This is a genomic window from Aeromonas sp. sia0103, from assembly GCF_963895295.1.
GTDB lineage: Bacteria > Pseudomonadota > Gammaproteobacteria > Enterobacterales > Aeromonadaceae > Aeromonas > Aeromonas encheleia.
In genome coordinates this window covers 205,239-226,087 of record NZ_CAWQKG010000022.1, presented here as the reverse complement: position 1 = coordinate 226,087, position 20,849 = coordinate 205,239, and the positions used below count along the sequence as shown (strand labels likewise).

Sequence of the window (20,849 nt, the reverse complement as noted above, 5' to 3'; positions counted from 1 at the left end):
AACTGGTATATACCAAACCAGCAGTGAGTCTGATCATGACCCGGCCCTATCTGGACATCAAACACCTCAACAAGCACTTCGGGGCCTTCCAGGCCCTCAAGGATATCTCCCTCGCCATCGAGCAGGGGGAGTTTGTCTGCTTCCTCGGCCCTTCCGGCTGCGGCAAGACCACCCTGCTGCGGGCGATCGCCGGGCTGGATCTGCCGGGCAGTGGCGAGATCTGGCAGGGGGGTCGCGACATCTCCCTGCTGCCGCCCCAGCAGCGGGATTTCGGCATAGTGTTCCAGTCCTATGCCCTGTTCCCCAACCTGACGGTGGCGGACAACATCGCCTTCGGCCTGCAGAATCAGCGCCTCGACAAGGCGCGGATCCGGGAGACGGTCCAGCACTGGCTGGAGCTGGTCGGCCTCGCCGCCCAGTCCCACAAATACCCGAGCCAGATCTCCGGCGGCCAGCAGCAGAGGGTCGCCCTGGCCAGGGCGCTGGCGCTCTCCCCCGGCCTGCTGCTGCTCGATGAACCCCTGAGTGCGCTCGATGCCCAGGTGCGCACCCACCTGCGCAGCGAGATCCGCGCCCTGCAGCAACGCCTCGGCATTACCACCATCATGGTGACCCACGATCAGGAGGAGGCGCTGACCATGGCGGATCGCATAGTGGTGATGGAGGGGGGCACCATAGTGCAGATAGGCACGCCAAGGCAGATCTACCACCAGCCAGCGAGCCGCTTCGTGGCCAGCTTCGTCGGCAGCATGAACTTCCTCGATGCCCTGGTACTGAGCCCGCAGCAGGTGCGGCTCAACGAGCAGCCGCTCACCCTGGCGAACCGGGCGGCCGCCGGCAGTAAGCTGCAGCTGGCCATCCGGCCCGAGGCCATCAGCCTGACGCCCCCGGCGCGGCAAGGGCTGCAGGCCGAGATAGCGCAGGTGGAGTTTCTCGGCGCCGCCCAGCGGCTGATCTGCGTGGCACAAACCTATCTGGGCCCCCAGCGGGTGCTGGTGCAAGGCCCCAACGATGGGCGCAGCGACTGGCGCAGCGGCATGGCCTGCACCCTGCACTGGCCCGCCGACGCCATGCAGCTGTTTGAGGAGGCCGCCCCATGACAGCCCCCCTGCACGCCCCCCTCCTCGCTCCCCGACCCGTCCATCCCTGGTGGCGACGCGCCCTCGCCGGCGGGAGCCGCGATCGGGCCATCCAGCTGGCGCTGCTGTTACTGGGCATAGCCCTACTGGTCGGCGGCCTGCTGCTGCCCCTGCTCGCCATGCTGCAAAAGAGCCTGCAAGACATGGACGGCAACTGGGTGGGGCTCGCGAACTTTCGGGACTACTTCTTCTCCCCCAACCTGAGCCGCACCATAGGCAACACCCTCTGGCTCGGCCTGCTCATCACTACGCTGGTGGTCTGCATCGCCTTCGGCTATGCCTATGCCCTCACCCGTACCTGCATGCCCGGCAAGTCCCTGTTCCGCTTGATCGGCCTCATCCCGCTGTTGATGCCCTCCCTGTTGCCCGCCATCAGCCTGGTCTACTGGTTCGGCAACCAGGGGGTCGCCAAGGGACTGCTGGGGGGCGAGAGCATCTATGGCCCCATCGGCATCGTCATCGGCCTCGGCTTCTGGTGCTTCCCCCATGCCCTGATGATCCTGGTCACGGCGCTGGGTCACAGCGATGCCCGCCTCTACGAGGCCGCCAGGGTACTGGGCAGCCCCGCCTGGCGCACCTTCCTCACCGTCACCCTGCCGACCGCCCGCTATGGCCTGCTGAGCGCGGCCATCGCCGTGTTCACCCTGACCATCTGCGACTTCGGGGTGGCCAAGGTGATCGGCGGCCAGTACAGCGTGCTGGCCACCGACATCTATCGCCAGGTGATCGGCATGCAGAACTTCTCCCTGGGGGCGGTCGCCAGCGTGACCCTGCTGCTGCCGGCGCTGCTCAGCTTTGCGCTGGAGCACAGGGTGCGCAGCAAGATGCAGGAGCAGAGCAACAGCAAGGCCGTGCCCTATAGCCCCACGCCCCATCGGCTGCGGGATCTGCTGGCGCTGCTCTGGTGCGGCCTCTGGGCTTTGCTGTTCCTGGCCCTGGTGGGGATGGCCATCTACGGCTCCCTGGTGCAGTTCTGGCCCTACAACCTGACACTGACGCTGGAGCACTACGCCTTCGACAGCAACAGCGTCTACGGCTGGCAGCCCTTCATCAACACCCTCAAGCTCGGTGCCCTCACCGCCATCACCGGCACCCTGCTCATCGTGGTGCTGGCCTGGGCGCAGGAGAAGGGACGCCACTTCGCCCCGCTGCGCCAGCTGATGCACCTGCTCGCCATGCTCTCCCTGGCCGTGCCCGGCATGGTGCTCGGGCTGGGTTACATCTTCTTCTTCAACCGGGCCGACAGCCTGCTGGGTGGCCTGTATGGCACCCTGCCCTTGATGGTGCTCTCCTGCATCATCCACTACTACACCGTGGGTCACATGACGGCGCTGACCAGCCTCAAGCAGTTGCCAAAGGAGCTGGAGCTGGTCGCCATCTCACTGCGCATCCCGCTGCTCAAGGCCTTCTGGCGCGTCACCCTGCCCGCCAGCCTGCCCGCCCTGCTGGAGATCTTCATCTATCTGTTCGTCAACGCCATGACCACCACCTCGGCGGTGATCTTCCTCTACTCCAGCGACAGCGTGCTGGCCTCCATCGCAGTGCTCAACATGGAAGACTCGGGCGACACGGCCGCCGCCGCCGCCATGGCCACCCTGATCCTGCTGGCCGCCGCCGGCATCAAGCTGCTGCAGCTCTACCTCAGTCGCACCCTGCTGGAGCGCACCCAGCGCTGGCGCCACCCATGAGCAACCACCAAGGAGAATCCATGAGCCAACCCCACCCCTTCTGGCTGGCCGAGGCCCTCGCCGCCGAAGCCCCTCCCGAGCCCACCCCGCTGCGGGGCAGCCAGCAGGCCGACGTCTGCATCGTCGGCGGTGGCTTCACCGGGCTCTGGTGCGCCATCCACCTCAAACAGGCGGAGCCCGGTCTGCGCATCCTGGTGCTGGAGAAGGGCCTGTGCGGCAGCGGCGCCTCGGGTCGCAACGGCGGCTGCCTGCTCACCTGGTCGGCCAAGTACCCCAGCCTGCGCCAACGCTTTGGCGAGCGGCAGGCCGCCTGGCTGGTGCGTACCTCGGAACAGGCGGTGCACGAGATAGCCAATTTCTGCGCGGCGCACGGCATCGAGGCCCAACTGCGGGTGGAGGGCAGCTGCTACACCGCCACCAGCGAGGCCCAGCGCGGCGGCATGACGCCCATCATGAGCGAGCTGGAGCAGGCTGGGCTGAACCAGTGGCGGCCGATAGCGGAGCAGGATCTGGCCGGGCAGTGCGGCTCGTCGGCGCACCTGGAGGGGGTGTTCAGCCCCCACGGGGGCTCGGTGCAGCCCGCCCTGCTGGTGCGGGGGCTGCTGCGGGTCGCCCGGGAGCTGGGGGTGGAGGTGTATGAAAATAGCCCCATGTTGCGCCTGGAGACGGGGCAACCGGCCCGCATCCTGACCCCGCAGGGGGAAGTACAGGCCGGGCGGGTGGTGCTGGCCCTCAACGGCGCCATGGTGGATCACTTCGCCGAGTTTCGCCGCAGCATAGTGCTGGTCTCCTCGGACATGGTGATCACGGAGCCGGCGCCGGAGCAGCTTACCCGCCAAGGGATGGATCACGGTCGCAGCGTGGTGGATGGGCGCACCTTCGTCTATTACCATCGCTCGACCCCGGATGGCCGCCTCATGCTCGGCAAGGGGGGCAACCGCTTCGCCTTCGCCAACCGCTACCTGGCCGACTTCGATCGGCCGAGCCGCTATCTGGCCCCGCTGACCCTGGCGCTGCACCGCTTCTTCCCCGCGCTGGCGCAGGTGCCCATCGCCGCCAGCTGGTGCGGCGCCTCGGATCGCTCGGTGGATGGCCTGCCCTTCTTCGGCCACTGGCGCCACTCTGCCAACATCGTCTACGGCCTCGGTTATTCGGGCAATGGCGTGGCCCAGAGCTGGATCGGCGGCCGCATCCTGGCGGCCCTGGTCAGGGAGGATAAACGGGAAGAGGATGCCCCCTGGCGCCACTGCGCCCTGGTCGGCGGCCCGCGCGGCTACTTCCCGCCGGAACCCATCCGCTGGCTGGGGGCCATGCTGGTGCGCAACGCCATCCGGCGCAAGGAGCGGGCGGAAGATGAGGGACGGGCCGTGCGCTGGCTCGACAAGCGGCTGGCCAGCCTGGCCGATGCCGCCGGCAAGGCGGATAAATAGGCATTATCCCCCTAACCAGCCGGTATCAGGTCCAACAGCTCCCCTCGTCCATCCGAAGCATGGAGCGAGGACTGGCCGCCCCGACAGTCCGAGGTTGGCAAACGGCGGCGCCTGTCAGGGCAGGCCCCTCATCTTCATCATTGCCCGTAGTAGTGGTCAAGCAGGGCGCTGGCCTCCGCCGGGGAGATCTGCATCTGGGGCCAGCGGGTGGCCTTGTCCCTGATATCCAACAGGTTCTCCTGCTCGGGGCGAAGCTGGCTGCCGAGCTGCCGGTTCAGGGACTCGTAACGGGCTATGACCGCCTGCCGGCTGAAGGCACCCGGCGTCAGATCCAGCCGGTAGCCTCGAAACAGCCACTGCAGCCCCTGATAGACCGCCAGGTGATAAACCGAATGATGATCTTCCTCCTCGTAGTATCGGCTGGTGACGTTCAGGTTTTCGGCGGGTTGCGCCGCCACGCTCCGGGCAAACTGCCGCAGGTGGTCCCGGTGAAACTCGGAGCGACCGAATCCCGGCGTGAACGGGTTGTTGGCCACCGCGATAAACAGCGATGAAGCGTGCTTGAGCGGATGGGTCAGGGCCCGCTCGATGCGCTGGTAATTGTGCGGATAGTCGAACCACAGGCTGGCATCCAGGGCGATGTATCCCTGAAACAGGCCGCTGTCGTTTGCCACCGTATCCAGGGCCAGCAAGCCGCCGAGCGAGTGACCCACCAGCAGGGCCGGCGAGGCGGTGCGATACCGGCCCTCGATGAGCGGACGCAGCTCCCGAGCCAGGTATTGCATGAACGCCGGGCCGCCACCCGTCTTGGCATAACCGGCCCCCGCTGGCTCGCCATTGGGCAGCACCATGGTATGGCTCGGGGTGTAATCCCGCATCCTGTCCGTGTTGTGAACGGCCACGATGATGAGAGACGGGATCGCCGGATTCAGTCCGGCACGCAGCGCCTGGGTGATGCCCGCGACCTGCAACAGAAATTTCTCTCCATCGAGCAGATAGAGCACGGGAAAGCGCTGCTGCGGCTGCCGTTCATAGTCCTCTGGCAGATAGACGCTGTATTGCCGCGCCTCATTGAGCAGGGTCGAGTGATGAGTAAAGCGCTGGGCATAGTGGAGCATGTCTGCCTGGGCAGAAGAGAGACTGAGCATAGTGAGTAGCAGGGTGATGAGTGGTTTCATTGAGTCATACCAGAGTTGAGCGTCATGGATAAGCCTCTGGCGCAGGGTTCGCCGGGCGGCACAGATAATCGGCAACAGCGCCATCGGGCCCTGTTGCCGATTGCCGTTACAGCTTGTAGGTAAAGCCCGCCATCAAATTGGCCGGTTCGCCGTACATGTTGAAGGTGGTCGTCGAGCCGACACGATAGAAGTACTCGCGATCGAAGATGTTGTAGACATTCAGGGTCGCCTGCATCTTGTCCGTGATGTCGTAGCGCACGGCCGCATCAAACAGGGCATAGCCCCCCTGATGGGTCGTGACCCCATTCTGGTTGAAGGAGTAGTCGCTGACCGCCGTCATCCCGCCACCCAGGTGCAGGCCCTGCACCCAATCCGCCAGATGGTAGTCGGTCCAGAGAGACAGGGAGTGGCGCGGGATCGCATCGAATTTCGGGTTGTGATCACCGGATTTCTCCTCGATATCGGTAAAGGTATAACCCGTCATGACCATCCAGTTCTGGCTTAGATAGCCGGTCGCCTCCAGCTCCACCCCTTGGGTGTCGACCTTGCCGGTCGCCCAGTAGGTATTGGAAATGGCGATCCCCTGCTCGTCATAGGCCTGGGCCGCGATGTTATTGTCCTTCATCAGGAAGGCGGTCGCTCGGGTGTTGAGCTGGCCATCCAGCAGGGATGACTTGATGCCGGTTTCCCACTGGCTGCCCTCACGAGGCGCCAACATGTCACCATTTTCATCCTGACTGGTCTGCGGCTTGAATACCTTTGAATAGCTGGCATACAGGGTGTGTTCATCGGTCAGGTCATAGACGGCCCCCGCATAGGGAGTGAATTTCCCATTGAAATCACCCGACTCGCTGTTCTGCGCCCCCGAGCTGAGGGTCGTGCTGACGACCTCGGTGTCATACCAGGAGACACGGGCCCCGGTGATCACGGCCAGCGGCTCCATCAAGCGCCAGGTCACCTTGCCATACAGACCCAGTTCTGACTTCTCTTCGTGGTCGTTCTTGGTGTACTGGTAGTTTGGCTTGGCGACCGTGGTCGGATCGAAATTGAACACATTGATCTTGCCGATATTGCGGTTGGTGTAGGTCTGAATATCGGATTCATAGTGCTTGTAGTCAGACCCCAGCACGAACTCGCTCTTGTGCCCAAGCAGGCCAAACATCTGGCTGTAGTTGGCATCCAGCGCGACGTTCTGCTGCTGGTTCGCCTGGGCATTGAACATCAGCCCGGTGTTCCCCGCGGCATCCACCGGACCGTTGGTGTAGGTCTGCTCCAGACGCATGTCGTGATCCATGTAACGGGCCGAGACCTGGCCGACACCACCGTTGGCAAAGGCATGCTGGAGGGAAGCGCCCACATCGGTGGTGTTCGCGTCGAAGAAGTCTTCGTCAGAACCGAGGTAGGTGCTGCGACTGATGTCGAGCATGCTGCCATCGCTGTACGCCGGCAGGCCATTGGTGGGCAGTATGTCCTTGGTTTGATGCAGGGCATAGACCGACAGCAGGGTGCGATCAGACAGCTCGAACTCCAGGGTGCCGTAGTAGGTCCCGTTATCGTTGTTGTTGTAGTCAACCTGGTTCTTGATGTCGGCGTTGCTCACCACGAAGCGGCCGAGCACCGAGCCCTCCTCGTTGAGCGCCCCTCCCATGTCCGCTTCCAGATAGTGCCGATCCCAGCTGCCATAGCGCGCCGTGACCGATCCCTTGAATTCGTCGGTCGGGCGCTTCAGCACCATGTTGATCACGCCACCCAGTTCGCTGGTGCTGTTAAACAAGCCGGAGGGGCCGCGCATGATCTCCACGCGGTCGACGGCGGCCAGCGACGGCAGGGTGCCGAATTTGCTCTGCATGGGCGATGGCAAGCCGTTGAGGCTCACTTCATCGTATTCATAGCCGCGCGAGAAGATGGAGGAGCGGCCGCTGTCGTTGACCATGGTGCGCAGACCCGGCGTGTATTTGGCCAGATCGTCCACCGCCACGAAGTTGCGCTCTTTGATGTAGTCATTGGTCAACACCGTGATCGACTGGGGGATGTCTTTCAGGGCTGCCGGGGTCTTGGTACCCACGGTGGCCGAGTCGACGCTGTAACCCCCGGTCTCCTCCGACGGCGCCATCCCGTAAAGCGGGTTGCCGTAGACAACGAGGGTTTCATCCGGGACGACGTTCTGCTCTTCCGCCAGAGCCGGGGAAGCAACAGTGACAGCCAGGGCGGCAGAGACGGCCAGAGCAAGCGGGCTGAGCGCTTTATCCTTAAAGACAACCATAGAGAGAGTGACCCCAAACAGAGATGATAATCATTTTCATTTGATTTTGTGGGGGCTAATATAGCATCCAAGAATCCGCAGTAGTTTTGCGGTGCGGTCATTTAATATTTCGAAATGGTCAAAGTGAGCATGACTGACACAGTGGCAAGAGATACCAGCGTTCGTAAACGCGGCCTGTTTACCGGAAGAGTAGAGAACCTGATGATTCAGGACGGCATCCTCTTCCACAACAAGGACATCGTTCACAAGGCCGATTTCGCCACCCAGCGAGAGCTGCCGCCACAGCTGATCATCGCCATCCCGCTCGAGAGCAAGGCGCTGATGACCTATGGCGCCACCCACAGGCTCAGAGGTTGCCGCTTTCACAAGTCCGATCCCATTGTGGCCACCGCCATCTTCTATGCCGAACCTGACATGGTGCAAGGCGCCGCCAAGGCCCATGTGCGCAGCCGCAGCATCGTCTTGTCGCTCAGCCTGCCCTGGCTTGAGCGCCACCTGATCGGCAAACACCGCGCGCTGTTCGAACGCATATTCAACCATCACTTGAGTCGCTTCGACTGGTCGCTGCCGCCGCACCTTGGCCAGATAGCGGAAGCCTTGAACCTCACCAGCAGTCAGAATGCCCCCGAGATGCTGATGAGAGAGGCATTCGCCCTCACCGTATGGGAGAGCCTGATGACCAACATCCAGCAGATCGCCTTTGCCTGTGGCCAGCGCCACAACGAACAACCGACCCGTCTGAAAATGTTGCTGATGGATGAAAGGGTGGACGAGATGGCACTTGCCGACATTGCCGATAGGTTGGGAATGAGTGTGTCTACCTTGCAGCGAGCGGCAAAGAAAGAGCTGGGCATGAGCCTGCAGCGTTATCTGCGCGAGCGAAAGTTGCAGGAGGCGAAGGTGAAGCTAGAAGCGCGAAGCCTGTCCCTGCAGGAAGCCGCGGAGCACGCTGGCTACAGCCATGTCTCGAACTTCATTACGGCGTTTCGCAAGCTGTTTGGCTTTTCACCAAAGCAACTCCTCAGGCAAGGCGAAGACAAGATAGGAAATGGCTGTGCCCTGAACAGCCAAGCCATCGAGGACCAGAGAAGTTCCCTCGGCTAGCCTGGGCGCCCACATTTATGAGCGTACTCAGTGGCGTGCTGATATGAAAAAGCCCAAGCGATTGAATCGCTTGGGCTCTGAATGAATGGCGGAGGAGGTGGGATTTGAACCCACGGATGGTCGCCCATCGCCGGTTTTCAAGACCGGTGCATTCAGCCGCTCTGCCACCCCTCCGCAGCAGTGCGCCGAATATTACCCATGCCGATCCGGCTTGTAAATCCCCGCCCCGTTCGTTTGCCGATTTATTGGGCTAAACTACGCAAAAAGCCCACAAACAGGGCATGAGCCGCGCTTTTTAGCCCGGATAACTTGACTTGAAAACAGACTCACCCACTATAGTGGCCACCACGATATTCCAGCAAGATGGACTTATGAGAATCAAACATGCCCTGATCGCAGCCTTGACTGGCGCGACCCTGCTTGCGGCGCCGGTGCAGGCGAGCGAGCTGACCAAAACGGATGTCGAGCAGATCGTGCGCGACTACCTGGTCAAGAATCCTGAAATACTGGTCGAGATGTCCAATGCCCTGCGCGCCAAGCAGGAGAGCCAGCAGGCCGCCAGCGACAAATCCCTGATCGAGGCGCATGCCAAACAGCTCTATTCCAACCAGGATCCCGAGAGCGGCAACCCCAAGGGCAGCCTGACCGTGGTCGAGTTCTTCGACTACAACTGCGGCTACTGCAAGCGCGCCCACCCGCTCGTCAAGCAGCTGCTCGGTGAAGACAAGGAGATCCGCTACATCTACAAGCAGTTCCCCATCCTGAGCGAGACCTCCTACTATGCCGCCCGCGCCGCCCTGGCGGTGCAGCTGGGTCAGCCTGACAAGTACCAGACCTTCCACGACAAGCTCTATGCCCATCAGGGTCCGCTGGCCGACGAAGCCCAGGTGAAAGCGATCGCCACGGCCGCCGGGGTGGATTGGAGCAAGGTCGAGGCCAAGTTCAAGGACGGCAGCATCGATCAGAACCTCGGCACCAACCGTGCCCTGGCCGAAGCCATGAGCATCTCGGGCACCCCGGCCTTCATCATCGGTGACCAGATCCTGCGCGGTGCACCGCGGGATCTGGCGAGCCTGCAGGCCATCGTCAAGGATGTGCGCGCGGGCAAGAGCATCCAGTAAGCTCGCCACGCTGTGATAAAAAAACGCCCCGGCCATGCCGGGGCGTTTTGCTATTCGGGCTTCAGCCCCTCAGGCCTGATAGCCGTTCGGGTTCTGGCTTTGCCAGCGCCAGGTGTCGACCATCATCTGCTCGAGCCCGCGCTCCGCGCGCCAGCCCAGCTCGGTGCTGGCCTTGTGCGGCTCGGCCCAGCACTCGGCGATGTCGCCGGGGCGGCGGGGCTTGACCTGGTAGGGAATGGGGCGACCGCTGGCCGCCTCGAACGCGGCTATCATCTCCAGCACAGAGTAACCCTGGCCGGTGCCCAGGTTGTAGGTGAAGACCCCGGTGTCGCTCGCGATGCGGGCCAGCGCCTTGAGGTGACCGATGGCGAGATCCACCACGTGGATGTAGTCGCGCACCCCGGTGCCATCCGGCGTCGGGTAGTCGTTGCCAAACACCCCCAGCTCCTTGAGCTTGCCCACCCCGACCTGGCTGATGTAGGGCAGCAGGTTGTTGGGAATGCCGTTGGGATCTTCGCCGATGAGGCCGCTCTCGTGGGCGCCGACCGGGTTGAAGTAGCGCAGCAGCACTATGGCCCAGCGCGGATCGGACTTGGCGAGATCCCGCAGTATCTCTTCCACCATCAGCTTGGAGCGGCCATAGGGGTTGGTCGTGCTGGTGGGAAAATCTTCCCGCAGCGGCACAGAGGCGGGATCGCCATAGACGGTAGCCGAGGAGCTGAACACCAGCCGGAACACGCCGGCCCTGGCCATCTCCTCGCACAGCACCAGGGTGCCGGTCACGTTGTTCTGATAATAGGTGAGCGGTATCTGGCCTGACTCCCCCACCGCCTTGAGGCCGGCGAAGTGGATCACAGATTCAATCTTGTGGGCGGCGAACAGCCGCTGCAGGCAGGCCCGGTCGAGAATGTCGCCCTCGACGAAGGTGACCGCCTGGCCGGTGATCCGCTCGACCCGCTTGAGCGACTCGGGCGATGCGTTAGACAGGTTATCCAGCACCACCACCCGCTGCCCCGCATTGAGCAGCTCGACCAGAGTATGGGAGCCGATATAGCCGGCGCCGCCCGTGACCAGTATTGTCATTTTATCATCCCGTGTTCTGCTGAAACTGGGGCAGAGTGTACCCGCACCGCCAGAGCAGGAAAAGGCTGGGCTACTAATGGAGCCATTAATACTCCAAGCCGACGTCCCCCCTGGCGGTGCAGGAGCAGGCCAGCGCCACCCCGCTCTCGAGATCCTGCGCGCTGAGCGTCACCACGCTCTGGCGCTCGATCTCGCCGGTCGTGGTGCAGCGGCAGGCGCCACAGACCCCGGCGCGGCAGGCGGCCGCCATGGTCTCGCCGGCACCCTCGAGGGCGGCCAGCAGGGTCTGGCCCGGCAGTATCTTCACCTTCTTGCCGCTTTTTTTCAGGGTCAGCCAGAAATGGTCGCCATCGGTGGCCACCGGCGCCGCCTCGGGCAGGCCGAATGACTCCTGATGCAGTTGATCGATCGGCAGGCCCAGCTCCGCCAGCATGGTGCTCACCGCGGCCATGTAGGGCGCGGGCCCACACAGATAGACGTGACGGCTGAGCAGGTCAGGCGCCAGTTCCCTCAGCATGGCGGGGTCGAGCCGGCCGAGCCAGGGGTGAGTGGTCTGGTCCTGCTCCAGCACTTTCTCCAGCACTAAAGCATGGCGCAGCCCGGCATGAGCCTCGGCCAGGGCCGCCAGTTCGCTGGCGAAGATCACATCCTCGGGGGAGCGGGCGCTGTGGATGAAACGAATGTCCGCCTCAGGGCGTTTGGCCAGCTCGTCGCGCAGCATGGCCCACATGGGGGTGATGCCGGAGCCCGCGCTCAGCAGCAGCGGTCGCTCGCAGGGCAAGGCGCTCAGGTTGAAGTCGCCGAAGGGGCCGTCGGCCCGGATCTCATCCCCCGGCTGCAGGCTCTGGTGCAGATGATGGGACACCAGCCCCACATCCTTGATGGTGACCTGCCAGAAAGGATCTTGCGGGCTGGAGGAGAGGGTGTAGGCGCGGCACTTGGGCTCGCCGCCTACCTCGGTGTGCAGGGTCAGGCACTGGCCGGCCAGCACCGGGGGCAAGGCGCCATCGACGGCGGCGAACTGCCAGCTCACCACATCATGGGTGTCGGCACGGCGGCCAATGCAGCGCAGGGTGAGAGAGGTCATCACAAGGCTCCTCGGTCTGATGAAAAGGTCTGATTCGAAAAAAGGCGAGCCGGGGGGCTCGCCAAAGGCTTACAACACGCTGAGATGATCAGGCTGGCACAGCCTGCGGCGTCAGGCCGCCAGGATCTCGGCCAGATCCGCTTCGGCCGTGGTGGTGCCTTTCAGGCCGAACTGCTCCTCCAGCACCTTGAGCAGGGCCGGGGTCAGGAAGGCCGGGGTGGTCGGGCCGGTGCGGATATCCTTCACCCCGAGCGCCAGCAGGGTGAGCAGGATGACGATGGCCTTCTGCTCGAACCAGGAGAGCACCAGGGTCAGCGGCAGATCGTTGACGCCGCACTCGAACGCCTCGGACAGCGCCAGTGCCAGCTGGATGGCGGAGTAGGCGTCGTTGCACTGGCCCACGTCCAGCAGACGGGGAATGCCACCAATGTTGCCGAAGTCGAGTTTGTTGAACTTGTACTTGCCGCAGCCCAGGGTGAGCAACAGGCTGTCTTGGGGGGCGGCCTTGGCAAACTCGGTGAAGTAGGCGCGCTCGGCCTTGTCGCCGTCACAACCGCCCACCAGGAAGAAATGACTGATCTCGCCGGCCTTGACCTTGTCGATCACCGCGGGGGCGGCCTGCATCAGGGCGTTGCGGGCGAAGCCGATGGTGATGAAGTGCTCGAGCTCGGTGTGCTTGAAACCTTCCAGCGCCTGCGCCTTCGCCACCACGGCGGAAAAGTCTTCCCCCTCCAGATGGGTCACGCCCGGCCAGCCGACGATGGAGCGGGTGAAGATGCGATCGCTGTAGTCGCCCACGTTGGGGTCGATGATGCAGTTGGAGGTCATCACCACGGCGCCGGGGAAGTTCGCGAACTCCTTCTGCTGGTTCTGCCAGGCGGAGCCATAGTTGCCCACCAGATGGGGATACTGCTTGAAGAAGGGATAGGCCAGCGCCGGCAGCATCTCGCCGTGGGTGTAGACATTGATGCCGGTGCCCATGGTCTGCTCAAGGATCAGCTTGAGATCCACCATGTCGTGGCCGGAGACCAGGATGCACTTGCCCGGGATCGGGGTGACCCTTGCTTGAGTCGGTTCCGGGTGGCCGAAGGCGCTGGTCTCGCCGAGATCCAGCATCTCCATGACACGGAAGTTGAGCAGGCCTATCTCCATGGCGCACTTGAACAGGGGATCCAGCTCGCTCGGGTCCGTGCTGAGCCAGCTCATGATGCGATGGAACTCGGCGGCCACCTCGCTGTCCTGCTGACCCAGCACCCGGGCGTGCTCCATGTAGGCGGCGGCGCCCTTGAGGCCATAGAGGCAGAGCAGACGCAGCCCCATGATGTCTTCGTGCACCTCGCTCTTGCCGCGGTTGACCGCGGTCTGCGGCGCATGGGCCAGCTGCTCCAGCAGCTCGGCACCCGGCTCGAAGCCGGCGGCCTCGGGCAAACCGGTAACCTGCACCGCCAGCGCGGCCAGACGGCCGGCCAGTTGCTGACGATGAGCCAGCGCCTGGTTGACATAGGCAACGATGCGGGCGGAGTCGAAGTTGACGTTGGTGAGGGTGGCGAAGAAGGCCTTGGGCACGAAGGCATCGATCTCGTTGTCGATGACACCGTGCTCGCGGGCGGCCAGCGCCCAGGCGCTGAGGCCCTGCAGCGCATAGATCAGCACATCCTGCAGATCCGAGGTCTCGGCCGTCTTGCCGCACATGCCCTGTGCGTAAGCGCAGCCATTGCCTGCCGGGGTACGAATTGTCTGTTCACATTGCACACAAAACATCATGCCTCTCCTAATTGGACATTTCAGTTACTTGTTTTGTGGCGATTCTATGCCCCTCGCGAAAAACTTAATAGGCATTCAATTTGCCAATTAAGTTTTCATTGATGCAGATCAAAAACAAAAAAGCCGCCCAGACAGGGCGGCAAGCGGGTGGATAAAAGGAGAGACAACTCGGGTTTACAACAAAGGTTTACAACAAAACTCGCTTCAACAAAGGATCAGGCCAGATAGGCGCGCAGCATCCAGACCAGTTTTTCCTGCTGCTGCACATAGTCGGAGAGGATGGACGCCGTGCCCTCGTCACCGGCCTCAGCGGCCTGCCCCAGGATGCGGCGCTGGGCCACCAGCAGCTCGCGGAAGCTCTCCAGCAGCGACTCGACACAGGCACGGCCGTCGTGCAGCCCCTTCTGCTCGGGGATGGCGGAGACCTTGAGATAGTCGCTGAAGCTGTGCATGGGCACCCCATCCAGGGTGAGGATGCGCTCGGCCAGGGCATCGACCTTGAGCAGCAGGTCGTTGTAGATCTCTTCAAATTTCAGGTGCAGCTCGAAGAACTGGTTGCCACGGATGTTCCAGTGGAAGCCACGAACGTTCATGTAGAGGATCTGGTAGCTGGCCAGCAACTTGTTCAGCTCTGCGGCCAGGGCTTGTGATTGAACGGTATCAAGACCAATGGGGCTCTTCATCATTCACCTCCAGGTGGGGAAACATTATTGGGAACGGAGTCAGCATATCCCCGCGCAGACTCAAAGGACAATCGCCCCTGCCTTGCCGATTGATAGCGAATGGCTATCGCCCAGCGGGCTCCAGCTCCTGACTCATGCCCCGAGCCGCTCGATGTAGAGGATCACCTCCCCCAGGTGAATGCCGAACTTGCTGATCTCGGCGCGATTGATCAGGCGATCTTCATCCAGCAGATACATCCAGTCATCGAAGCTCACCCGCACCACCTCCCCGTCCGGCAGTGCCAGATCGAGTTGATAACGCCAGTTCAGGGCAAAGCCTGCCGTCTTGCCCACCGCCTCCCCCACCACGTCCGATGCGGTGCCGCGCCAGTGCCCATCCGCCCCCTTGTGCAAAAACCAGGTGCGGGTCTGCCGGCGGCCGTCATCGAAATAGAACTGCTCGAACAGCTCCCCCTTACCCTCTCGCCAGCGCCCCAGCATTTCGACCCGAAAGCGACTGGTCACTTCGCCGCTGCGGTCGGTCACCAGGCCATGGGCCACCAGCTTGCCATTGAAGAAATGGGCGAGATCCCAGTTCGGACCCTGCCCTCTATAGTCATCGAGGCTGGTGCCACAACCTGCCAGCAGCAGAAGTGGCCACAGCAGCAGCATGCGCCATGTGCGGTAGAGAGGCATGAGGGACTCCAGCATCAGGGTTGGCCGCGCAGGCGGCGGGTAAGGGCGGGATCGCGACTGTTGTCGGCGAGCCAGATGGCCAGAAAGGCGGCGGAAAACTGCGGATCGGCGAGGGAACCCAGGGGCTTGTCCTGCCACCAGAAGTGACCGGCACCCGCACTGTCCACATAGAAGGTCAGTCTGTCCCCCGCCCCGACATCGGGCCAGAGGGCGGCAAGCCGGCCGAGCCAGCGCTCGCGATCCGTCTCGCTGCCAAGCCCGAGCCGCTGCCACTCGGCGGCGGTGGCGCTCAGCAGATCCTCCTGCTCTATGGCTCTGGCATAGGTCAGGGTGAGCGCCTGCGGATAGCGACCGGGCTCGTAGCGGCCGCTCGCGCTGTAGAGGGTGGCGTCATAGAGCTTGAACCAGAGCCAGCTCATCTGCCCCTGCCCGACCGGGCGTAGCTGTTGCCAGGGTACGGCAGAGGCCTGCACGGCAGTAGCAACGAGTAGCGTCAGCGCCGCCAGCAAGGCACTAATTCCACCCCATGTGCCAATGGGCAGGATCTTCCAGTTCATGCCAGTCCATCTCCTGTTCCTGCAGGGTATTGATATCCTGCATCACCACGCTCGCCAGTTGACCTCGCGCATCCCGCTGGCATGACACCACCAGGTAGAAGCGATCGGCCAGCTCGTACTGGCTCTCCTTGGTCCATTTGGAAAACAACAAGGCATCGGTCGAAAAGGCGTTCATCTCGGCTCACCCTCCAGCGTCACCGTTACCCACAGCAGTACGGGTAACCACCACATCCAGATCACCGCCAGCAGCGCCGTGCTGATCCAGATGCCCCAGGGTAAGTGTACGGCCCCCATGGCAGCCCCCGCCACATAGGAGCTGGCGCCCCCCACCATGCCAAAGAGCGCCTGCTGCCAGCGGGACAACCGCTGCAGCCAGCCCATGCCATGGGCCAGGGTGAGGGCAAAGCCGAGCCAAAGCAGCCCCAGCCAGAGGGGGAAACCGGCCGGAAACTGAAACAGGCCGAGCCGCCAGAGCAGGCCGTCGAGCAGGCAGCCGGCCAGGGCCACCGGCAATAACCGCAGATCGCGCCTGCGGCTGGGGGAGAAGAGGAAATGGAGCAACAGCATCAGCAGCAGCGGGCCAGGTTGCTGCCATTTCACCGCCAGCAGCCAATAGAGGTTGAACCCCAGCAGCTGGGCCCACTGCCACATGGTCAGTGACTGCTCACTGGCAGATCACCGGACCAGCCGAGCGGGCCCGGCTTGGCCGCCTCCAGCTGCACCAGGCTGATGGCCCGCTCCCAGAAGCCCCCCTCGCAGTAGGCGAAATAGAAGTGCCACAGCCGGATGAAGTCCTGGCTGTAGCCGAGCCTTGGCAACTCCGGGGCCAGCGCCAGGAAGCGTTCACACCAGTGGGCCAGGGTGCGGGCGTAGTGGTGGCCGTGATCGTGCAGCCGCACCAGCTGCATGTCGGTCTCCCGGGCGAGCAGCCCCGCCATCTGGGAGACGCTCGGCAGACAGCCGCCGGGGAAGATATAGCGCTGGATGAAGTCGACACCGCGCAGATACTGGGCGTGGCGCTGATCGGCTATGGTGATGGCCTGAATGAGCAGGCGGCCGCCAGGTCTGAGCAGGCGCGACAGCTGGCGGAAGTAGTCCGGCAGGAAGGCGTGCCCCACCGCCTCTATCATCTCGATGGAGACCAGCTTGTCGAAGCTCCCCTCCAGTTTGCGGTAATCCTCCAGCAGCAGGGTGATGCGATCCCCCAGCCCCTCCCGGGCAATCCACTCTTTTGCGTAGTCATGCTGGGCCTGGGAGATAGTCGTGGTGGTCACCCGGCAGCCATGGTGGCGAGCAGCATAGACCGCCAGGCCACCCCAGCCGGTGCCTATCTCCAGCAGGTGATCGTCCGGCCCCAGCTCGAGCCGCTCGCAGATGGTGCGCAGCTTGGCCTGCTGCCCCTGCTCCAGGGTGGCCTCGGCGCTCGGGTAGATGGCGCTCGAGTACTGCATGTGACTGTCGAGGAAGCCCTGATAGAGGGTATTGCCGAGATCATAGTGAGCGGCGATGTTGGATCTCGAGCCGGTCAGCGTGTTGCGGCTCCGCCAGTGACGCACCTTGTTGAAGGGGAAGCTGAGCCAGCCCAAACGCCGCTCCAGGCTGTCGAGCAGCGTCAGGTTGCGGGCCAGCAGCCGCACCAGCGCCACCGGATCCGGGCTGGTCCAGAGCCCCTCCACCCAGGTCTCACCGGCGGCTATGCTGCCCCCCAGCAGCAGGCGGCGATAGAAGGCCGGATCCTGCACTATCACCTCGGCATGGAGATCGGTGCCCGCCACCCCGAAGCTGTGGCGCTCGTTGCCGTCCCGCAGCAGCAGTTGCCCCTGTTCGAGGCGTCCCAGCAGAGTGAGCAGCAGTTGCCTGGCCCCCTTGTCGAGGAAGGAGGCAGAGAGGGTTGATTGAGCAAGTTCCATTAGCGGCTCTCCGGGTGGTTGAAGATCGGGGTGCGTTTGATAAAAAGACGCAGGGCCTGCCAGTAGATACCGAGCAGCACCTTGAGGGTCATCCAGGGCCAGCGGGCCAGCAGGGCCGCCAGCCCCTGGCGCGACAGCGGTTCGCGGCGCAGCGCCAGGGTGGCGTCGAACAGCTTGGCCTCGCCGGACGTCGGATGACTCTCGATATGGATCAGCGTCTCCTGCGCCGGCGCCCGGATGCGCCAGTGGTAGCGCATGGCCAGCCCCATGAAGGGGGAGACGTGAAACGCCTTGTCATGGGGCGCCAGGGCCGCCAGATCCAGCAGGTAGTAGTGGCGCTCGTTCCAGGGGGTGTTCGACACTTCCGCCAGCAGATAGCGCGCCTCCCCCTGCCGGTAGCAGAAGTAGAAGTTGACCGGGCTGAAGTAGAAGCCCAGGCAGCGCACGTTGCCGAGCAGCAGCACCCGGCCGTCCGGCTCGGCACTGCCGCCAAGGGCGGTCACCTTGTCCCACACCGCCTGCTTGAGACTGCCCTCGCTGCCACTCAGATAGTCGCTTCGGCGAAAGGAGAGCAGCCCCGCCCGCTCCACGCCAAACCAGCGCCCCTGGCTGAGCCCCGGCAGTTCGTCCAGATCCAGCCCCAGCATGAAGAGGCCGTAAGAGAAGGCGTGGCGGCGCGGCGCAAAGCGGCGGTGGCGCACCGAGCCCTGCCAGATGGCGCTGATGGTGTCCATGGTGTCGCCGGCGGCCTTCATAGGCTGGCTCCGAAGCGACCGGCCACGTCCAGGGCGCTGCGCACCCCGTCCTCGTGAAAGCCGTTGTACCAGTAGGCACCGCAGAAATGGGTGTGCTGCCGGCCACAGATCTCCGCTCGCCGCTGCTGGGCGGCGATGGAAGCCTGATTGAAGACCGGATGATGATAGACGAAGCGGCGCAGCACCTTGCTCTCGTCGACCCGGCCCTGGGGATTGAGGCTGACGCAGAAGGGTTGCGGCGAGTTTATCCCCTGCAAGATGTTCATGTTGTAGCTCACCAGGGGGCGCGCCTCGTCGTCATCCCCAAGCTGATAGTTCCAGCTGGCCCAGGCCTTTTGCCGCGCAGGCAGGCAGCTGGCATCGGTATGCAGCCAGACGTCGTTGGCCTGATAGGCCATGTCCCCGAGAATGGCCTGCTCCCCTTCGCTCGCATCCGTCAGCAGGGCCAGCGCCTGATCGCTGTGACAGGCGAGGATCACCTCGTCAAAACGCTCCTCCCCGTAGCCGCTTAGGACCCGCGCCCCCTCGGCCGTGCGCCGTATCCCCTGCACCGGACAGGCCAGCCGGATCCGCGGCTGCCAGCCTGCGGTGAGCGGGCCTATGTATTCCCGCGAGCCGCCCGGGATCACGTACCACTGGGGACGGTTGGCCACATCGAGCAGCCCGTGGTTGGCAAAGAAACGCAGGAAGAAGCCGAGGGGAAAGGCGCGCATGTCCGCCAGGGTGGAGGACCAGATGGCTGCCCCCATGGGCAGAATGTAGTGGCGGGCGAAGTAATCGCTAAAGTTCCCCACCTGCAAGAAGTCCCCCAGGGTCAGTGCGGGACACTCGCCATGTCGTTGGCCGTCGGCCAGCCAGGCGCGGGCCTCCCGGTTGAAGCGCAGGATCTCGGCGACGAAGCGGTAAAAATGCGGGCTCAGCAGGTTGCTGCGCTGGGCAAACAGGGTATCCAGGTTGTGGCCGTTGTACTCCAGCCCCTCTGGGCTCTTGACCGAGAAGCTCATCTCGGTGGGCTGGCGCGCCACCCCGATCCGCTCCAGCAATTTCAGGAAATTCGGGTAGGTGCGATCGTTGAAGACGATAAAGCCGGTGTCGATGGCATAGCTGCGACCGGCCAGGCTGACATCTACTGTGGCGGTATGGCCGCCGAGCAGGGGGGCCGCCTCGAACAGGGTGATGTCGTGCAGCTTGTGGAGCAGATAACCGGCGCTGAGCCCCGAGATCCCGGAGCCTATGATGGCGATCTTTTTCTTCATGAAGGGGATCCTTTCGAGATGAGGGCGCGACCGAGGCGCAGCCAGAGCCCCGTCGGCAGCGCCCCCAGCAGGCGCAGCAGCCAGATGAAGCGACGGGGGAAGTGGATCTGGTGACGACCGGCGGCCAGCCCGCTCATGATGGCGCGGGAAGCCTGCTCCACCGTCACCAGACAGGGCATGGGAAAATCATTCTTCGCGGTGAGCGGCGTCTGCACGAAGCCCGGGCGGATCAGGGTCACCCCTATGCCCCGGGCCGCGAGATCGAGGCGCAGGGTAGCGGCCAGATAGTCGAGGGCGGCCTTGGAGGCGCCATAGGCCTCGGCCCTTGGCAGGGGTAGCCAGCTGACAGAGGAACTGACGATGGCGAGCCGTGATCCTGCCGCCAGCCGCGGCAGGAAGGCGGCCAGGGTGTGACCGGTGGCGACGAGGTTGGTCTCTATCACCCGGGCAAACAGCGCGCTATCGAAGCCCTCCGCTACATCCATGTACTCGCAGTTGCCGGCGTTAAGGATCAGCAGATCCAGCCTGGGCAGGCCGGCGGCAACCTCTGCCATGGCGGCGCTGTCCCGTGCATCGAACTGCAGGGGGGTGATCCCCTCATGAGCCAATGCCTGCAACCGCTCGCCGTCGCGGCCACAGCCCCACACCTGCCAGCCAGAGCGTCGGTAGTCAAGCGCCAGCTGGCGACCTATGCCGGAGGTGGCTCCGGTGATCAGCACACGTCCGCTCATGCTCCCAGCCTCCCCTTGATGGCGCGCACCACGGGCCCGAGCAGTGGCAACTGCTCGTAGAGCATGGCGCCGAGATCGAAGTAGTCCCGGTGCAGGCAGACCTTGCCCCAGGCATCGAACTGCAGCCGGGTGGCGCCCTCGACCCGCACGGGCCGACCACCGGCGATCCTGGGATGGGCGAAGACCATGACCCAGCTGAGCCAGGCTTCGTTGCCCTGCTGCTGCTGGCTGGTGATCTCGAAGCGGCACTCCTTGAGCCGCCCGTAGAGGGAAGAAAAATAGCGGGTGAGCGCGGCCAGCCCCTCGATGCGGTGGGCCGGATCGATGAACACCACCTGATCGGCATAGATCTCCGGCAGGCGATGCAACTGATGCTTGTCCAGTTGCAGGTAGAGGACGATGAAATGGGCCAGCGCGTCGTTCAT

20 protein-coding genes and 1 tRNA gene are annotated in these 20,849 nt (G+C 63.7%); 5 read left to right on the top strand and 16 right to left on the bottom strand.

The window, feature by feature from the left end:
• The first annotated feature begins 35 nt into the window (after window positions 1-35).
• Genes AACW18_RS09485 through AACW18_RS09475 form a run of 3 tightly spaced genes read left to right on the top strand, consistent with a single transcriptional unit; the run spans window position 36 to window position 4,257 of the window.
• Window positions 36-1,100: a putative 2-aminoethylphosphonate ABC transporter ATP-binding protein gene (locus tag AACW18_RS09485; protein ID WP_218388492.1), complete on the top strand. Its 1,065-nt coding sequence runs from the start codon at window positions 36-38 to the stop codon at window positions 1,098-1,100.
• Window positions 1,097-2,827, top strand: coding sequence for a putative 2-aminoethylphosphonate ABC transporter permease subunit (locus AACW18_RS09480; protein ID WP_218388491.1), 1,731 nt, complete (start codon window positions 1,097-1,099; stop codon window positions 2,825-2,827). Before AACW18_RS09485 ends, AACW18_RS09480 begins: the two co-directional genes overlap by 4 nt.
• Before the next feature lie 20 nt (window positions 2,828-2,847).
• Entirely contained in the window at window positions 2,848-4,257 is a 1,410-nt protein-coding gene (locus tag AACW18_RS09475; protein WP_218388490.1) for an FAD-dependent oxidoreductase, read from the top strand.
• Window positions 4,258-4,394: 137 nt separating this feature from the next.
• On the opposite strand, the gene AACW18_RS09470 is transcribed toward AACW18_RS09475, so the two are convergent.
• Window positions 4,395-5,435, bottom strand: coding sequence for an alpha/beta hydrolase (locus AACW18_RS09470; protein ID WP_218388489.1), 1,041 nt, complete (start codon window positions 5,433-5,435; stop codon window positions 4,395-4,397).
• Between the two features lie 106 nt (window positions 5,436-5,541).
• Window positions 5,542-7,698: a TonB-dependent siderophore receptor gene (locus tag AACW18_RS09465; protein WP_218388488.1), complete on the bottom strand. Its 2,157-nt coding sequence runs from the start codon at window positions 7,696-7,698 to the stop codon at window positions 5,542-5,544.
• Between the two features lie 129 nt (window positions 7,699-7,827).
• On the opposite strand from AACW18_RS09465, the gene AACW18_RS09460 reads away from it, so the two are divergent.
• A complete protein-coding gene (locus tag AACW18_RS09460) occupies window positions 7,828-8,802 on the top strand; it encodes a helix-turn-helix transcriptional regulator (protein ID WP_256351832.1) in 975 nt (324 codons plus the stop codon).
• Between the two features lie 86 nt (window positions 8,803-8,888).
• On the opposite strand, the gene AACW18_RS09455 is transcribed toward AACW18_RS09460, so the two are convergent.
• Window positions 8,889-8,976, bottom strand: a tRNA-Ser gene (locus AACW18_RS09455).
• 197 nt (window positions 8,977-9,173) lie between these two features.
• Here AACW18_RS09455 and AACW18_RS09450 point away from each other — a divergent pair.
• On the top strand, window positions 9,174-9,923 hold the full coding sequence (locus AACW18_RS09450; RefSeq protein WP_042654124.1) for a DsbA family protein: 750 nt from the start codon (window positions 9,174-9,176) through the stop codon (window positions 9,921-9,923).
• A 69-nt stretch (window positions 9,924-9,992) separates the two neighbouring features.
• Here AACW18_RS09450 and galE read toward each other — a convergent pair whose 3' ends face one another.
• The 13 genes from galE to AACW18_RS09385 all read right to left on the bottom strand — a co-directional run bounded on the left by galE (window position 9,993) and on the right by AACW18_RS09385 (window position 20,849).
• Window positions 9,993-11,006 carry a UDP-glucose 4-epimerase GalE gene (galE, locus tag AACW18_RS09445; RefSeq protein ID WP_218388487.1) on the bottom strand — a complete coding sequence of 338 codons (1,014 nt, stop codon included), beginning with the start codon at window positions 11,004-11,006 and terminating at the stop codon, window positions 9,993-9,995.
• 85 nt (window positions 11,007-11,091) lie between these two features.
• On the bottom strand, window positions 11,092-12,093 hold the full coding sequence (locus AACW18_RS09440) for a hybrid-cluster NAD(P)-dependent oxidoreductase (RefSeq protein WP_218388486.1): 1,002 nt from the start codon (window positions 12,091-12,093) through the stop codon (window positions 11,092-11,094).
• 111 nt (window positions 12,094-12,204) lie between these two features.
• Window positions 12,205-13,854 carry a hydroxylamine reductase gene (hcp, locus tag AACW18_RS09435; protein WP_218388485.1) on the bottom strand — a complete coding sequence of 550 codons (1,650 nt, stop codon included), beginning with the start codon at window positions 13,852-13,854 and terminating at the stop codon, window positions 12,205-12,207.
• A gap of 218 nt (window positions 13,855-14,072) precedes the next feature.
• A complete protein-coding gene (locus tag AACW18_RS09430) occupies window positions 14,073-14,540 on the bottom strand; it encodes a Dps family protein (protein WP_021140949.1) in 468 nt (155 codons plus the stop codon).
• 132 nt (window positions 14,541-14,672) lie between these two features.
• Entirely contained in the window at window positions 14,673-15,215 is a 543-nt protein-coding gene (locus AACW18_RS09425; RefSeq protein WP_218388484.1) for a DUF3833 domain-containing protein, read from the bottom strand.
• Window positions 15,216-15,229: 14 nt separating this feature from the next.
• Entirely contained in the window at window positions 15,230-15,772 is a 543-nt protein-coding gene (locus AACW18_RS09420) for a chalcone isomerase family protein (RefSeq protein WP_218388483.1), read from the bottom strand.
• On the bottom strand, window positions 15,729-15,947 hold the full coding sequence (locus tag AACW18_RS09415; protein WP_218388482.1) for a TIGR02450 family Trp-rich protein: 219 nt from the start codon (window positions 15,945-15,947) through the stop codon (window positions 15,729-15,731). The genes AACW18_RS09420 and AACW18_RS09415 overlap by 44 nt, the downstream gene beginning before the upstream one ends.
• Window positions 15,944-16,423 (bottom strand): DUF2878 domain-containing protein, encoded by a 480-nt coding sequence (locus tag AACW18_RS09410; protein ID WP_218388481.1) that lies wholly within the window; start codon window positions 16,421-16,423, stop codon window positions 15,944-15,946. The genes AACW18_RS09415 and AACW18_RS09410 overlap by 4 nt, the downstream gene beginning before the upstream one ends.
• Before the next feature lie 2 nt (window positions 16,424-16,425).
• Window positions 16,426-17,682 (bottom strand): SAM-dependent methyltransferase, encoded by a 1,257-nt coding sequence (locus AACW18_RS09405; RefSeq protein WP_218388480.1) that lies wholly within the window; start codon window positions 17,680-17,682, stop codon window positions 16,426-16,428.
• Window positions 17,682-18,437, bottom strand: a complete 756-nt coding sequence (locus tag AACW18_RS09400) for a DUF1365 domain-containing protein (protein WP_218388479.1) — start codon at window positions 18,435-18,437, stop codon at window positions 17,682-17,684. The genes AACW18_RS09405 and AACW18_RS09400 overlap by 1 nt, the downstream gene beginning before the upstream one ends.
• Complete coding sequence (locus AACW18_RS09395) at window positions 18,434-19,693, bottom strand: NAD(P)/FAD-dependent oxidoreductase (protein ID WP_218388478.1); 1,260 nt, start codon at window positions 19,691-19,693, stop codon at window positions 18,434-18,436. The genes AACW18_RS09400 and AACW18_RS09395 overlap by 4 nt, the downstream gene beginning before the upstream one ends.
• Window positions 19,690-20,424 carry an SDR family NAD(P)-dependent oxidoreductase gene (locus AACW18_RS09390; protein ID WP_218388477.1) on the bottom strand — a complete coding sequence of 245 codons (735 nt, stop codon included), beginning with the start codon at window positions 20,422-20,424 and terminating at the stop codon, window positions 19,690-19,692. Before AACW18_RS09390 ends, AACW18_RS09395 begins: the two co-directional genes overlap by 4 nt.
• On the bottom strand, window positions 20,421-20,849 hold the full coding sequence (locus AACW18_RS09385; RefSeq protein WP_218388476.1) for a nuclear transport factor 2 family protein: 429 nt from the start codon (window positions 20,847-20,849) through the stop codon (window positions 20,421-20,423). Before AACW18_RS09385 ends, AACW18_RS09390 begins: the two co-directional genes overlap by 4 nt.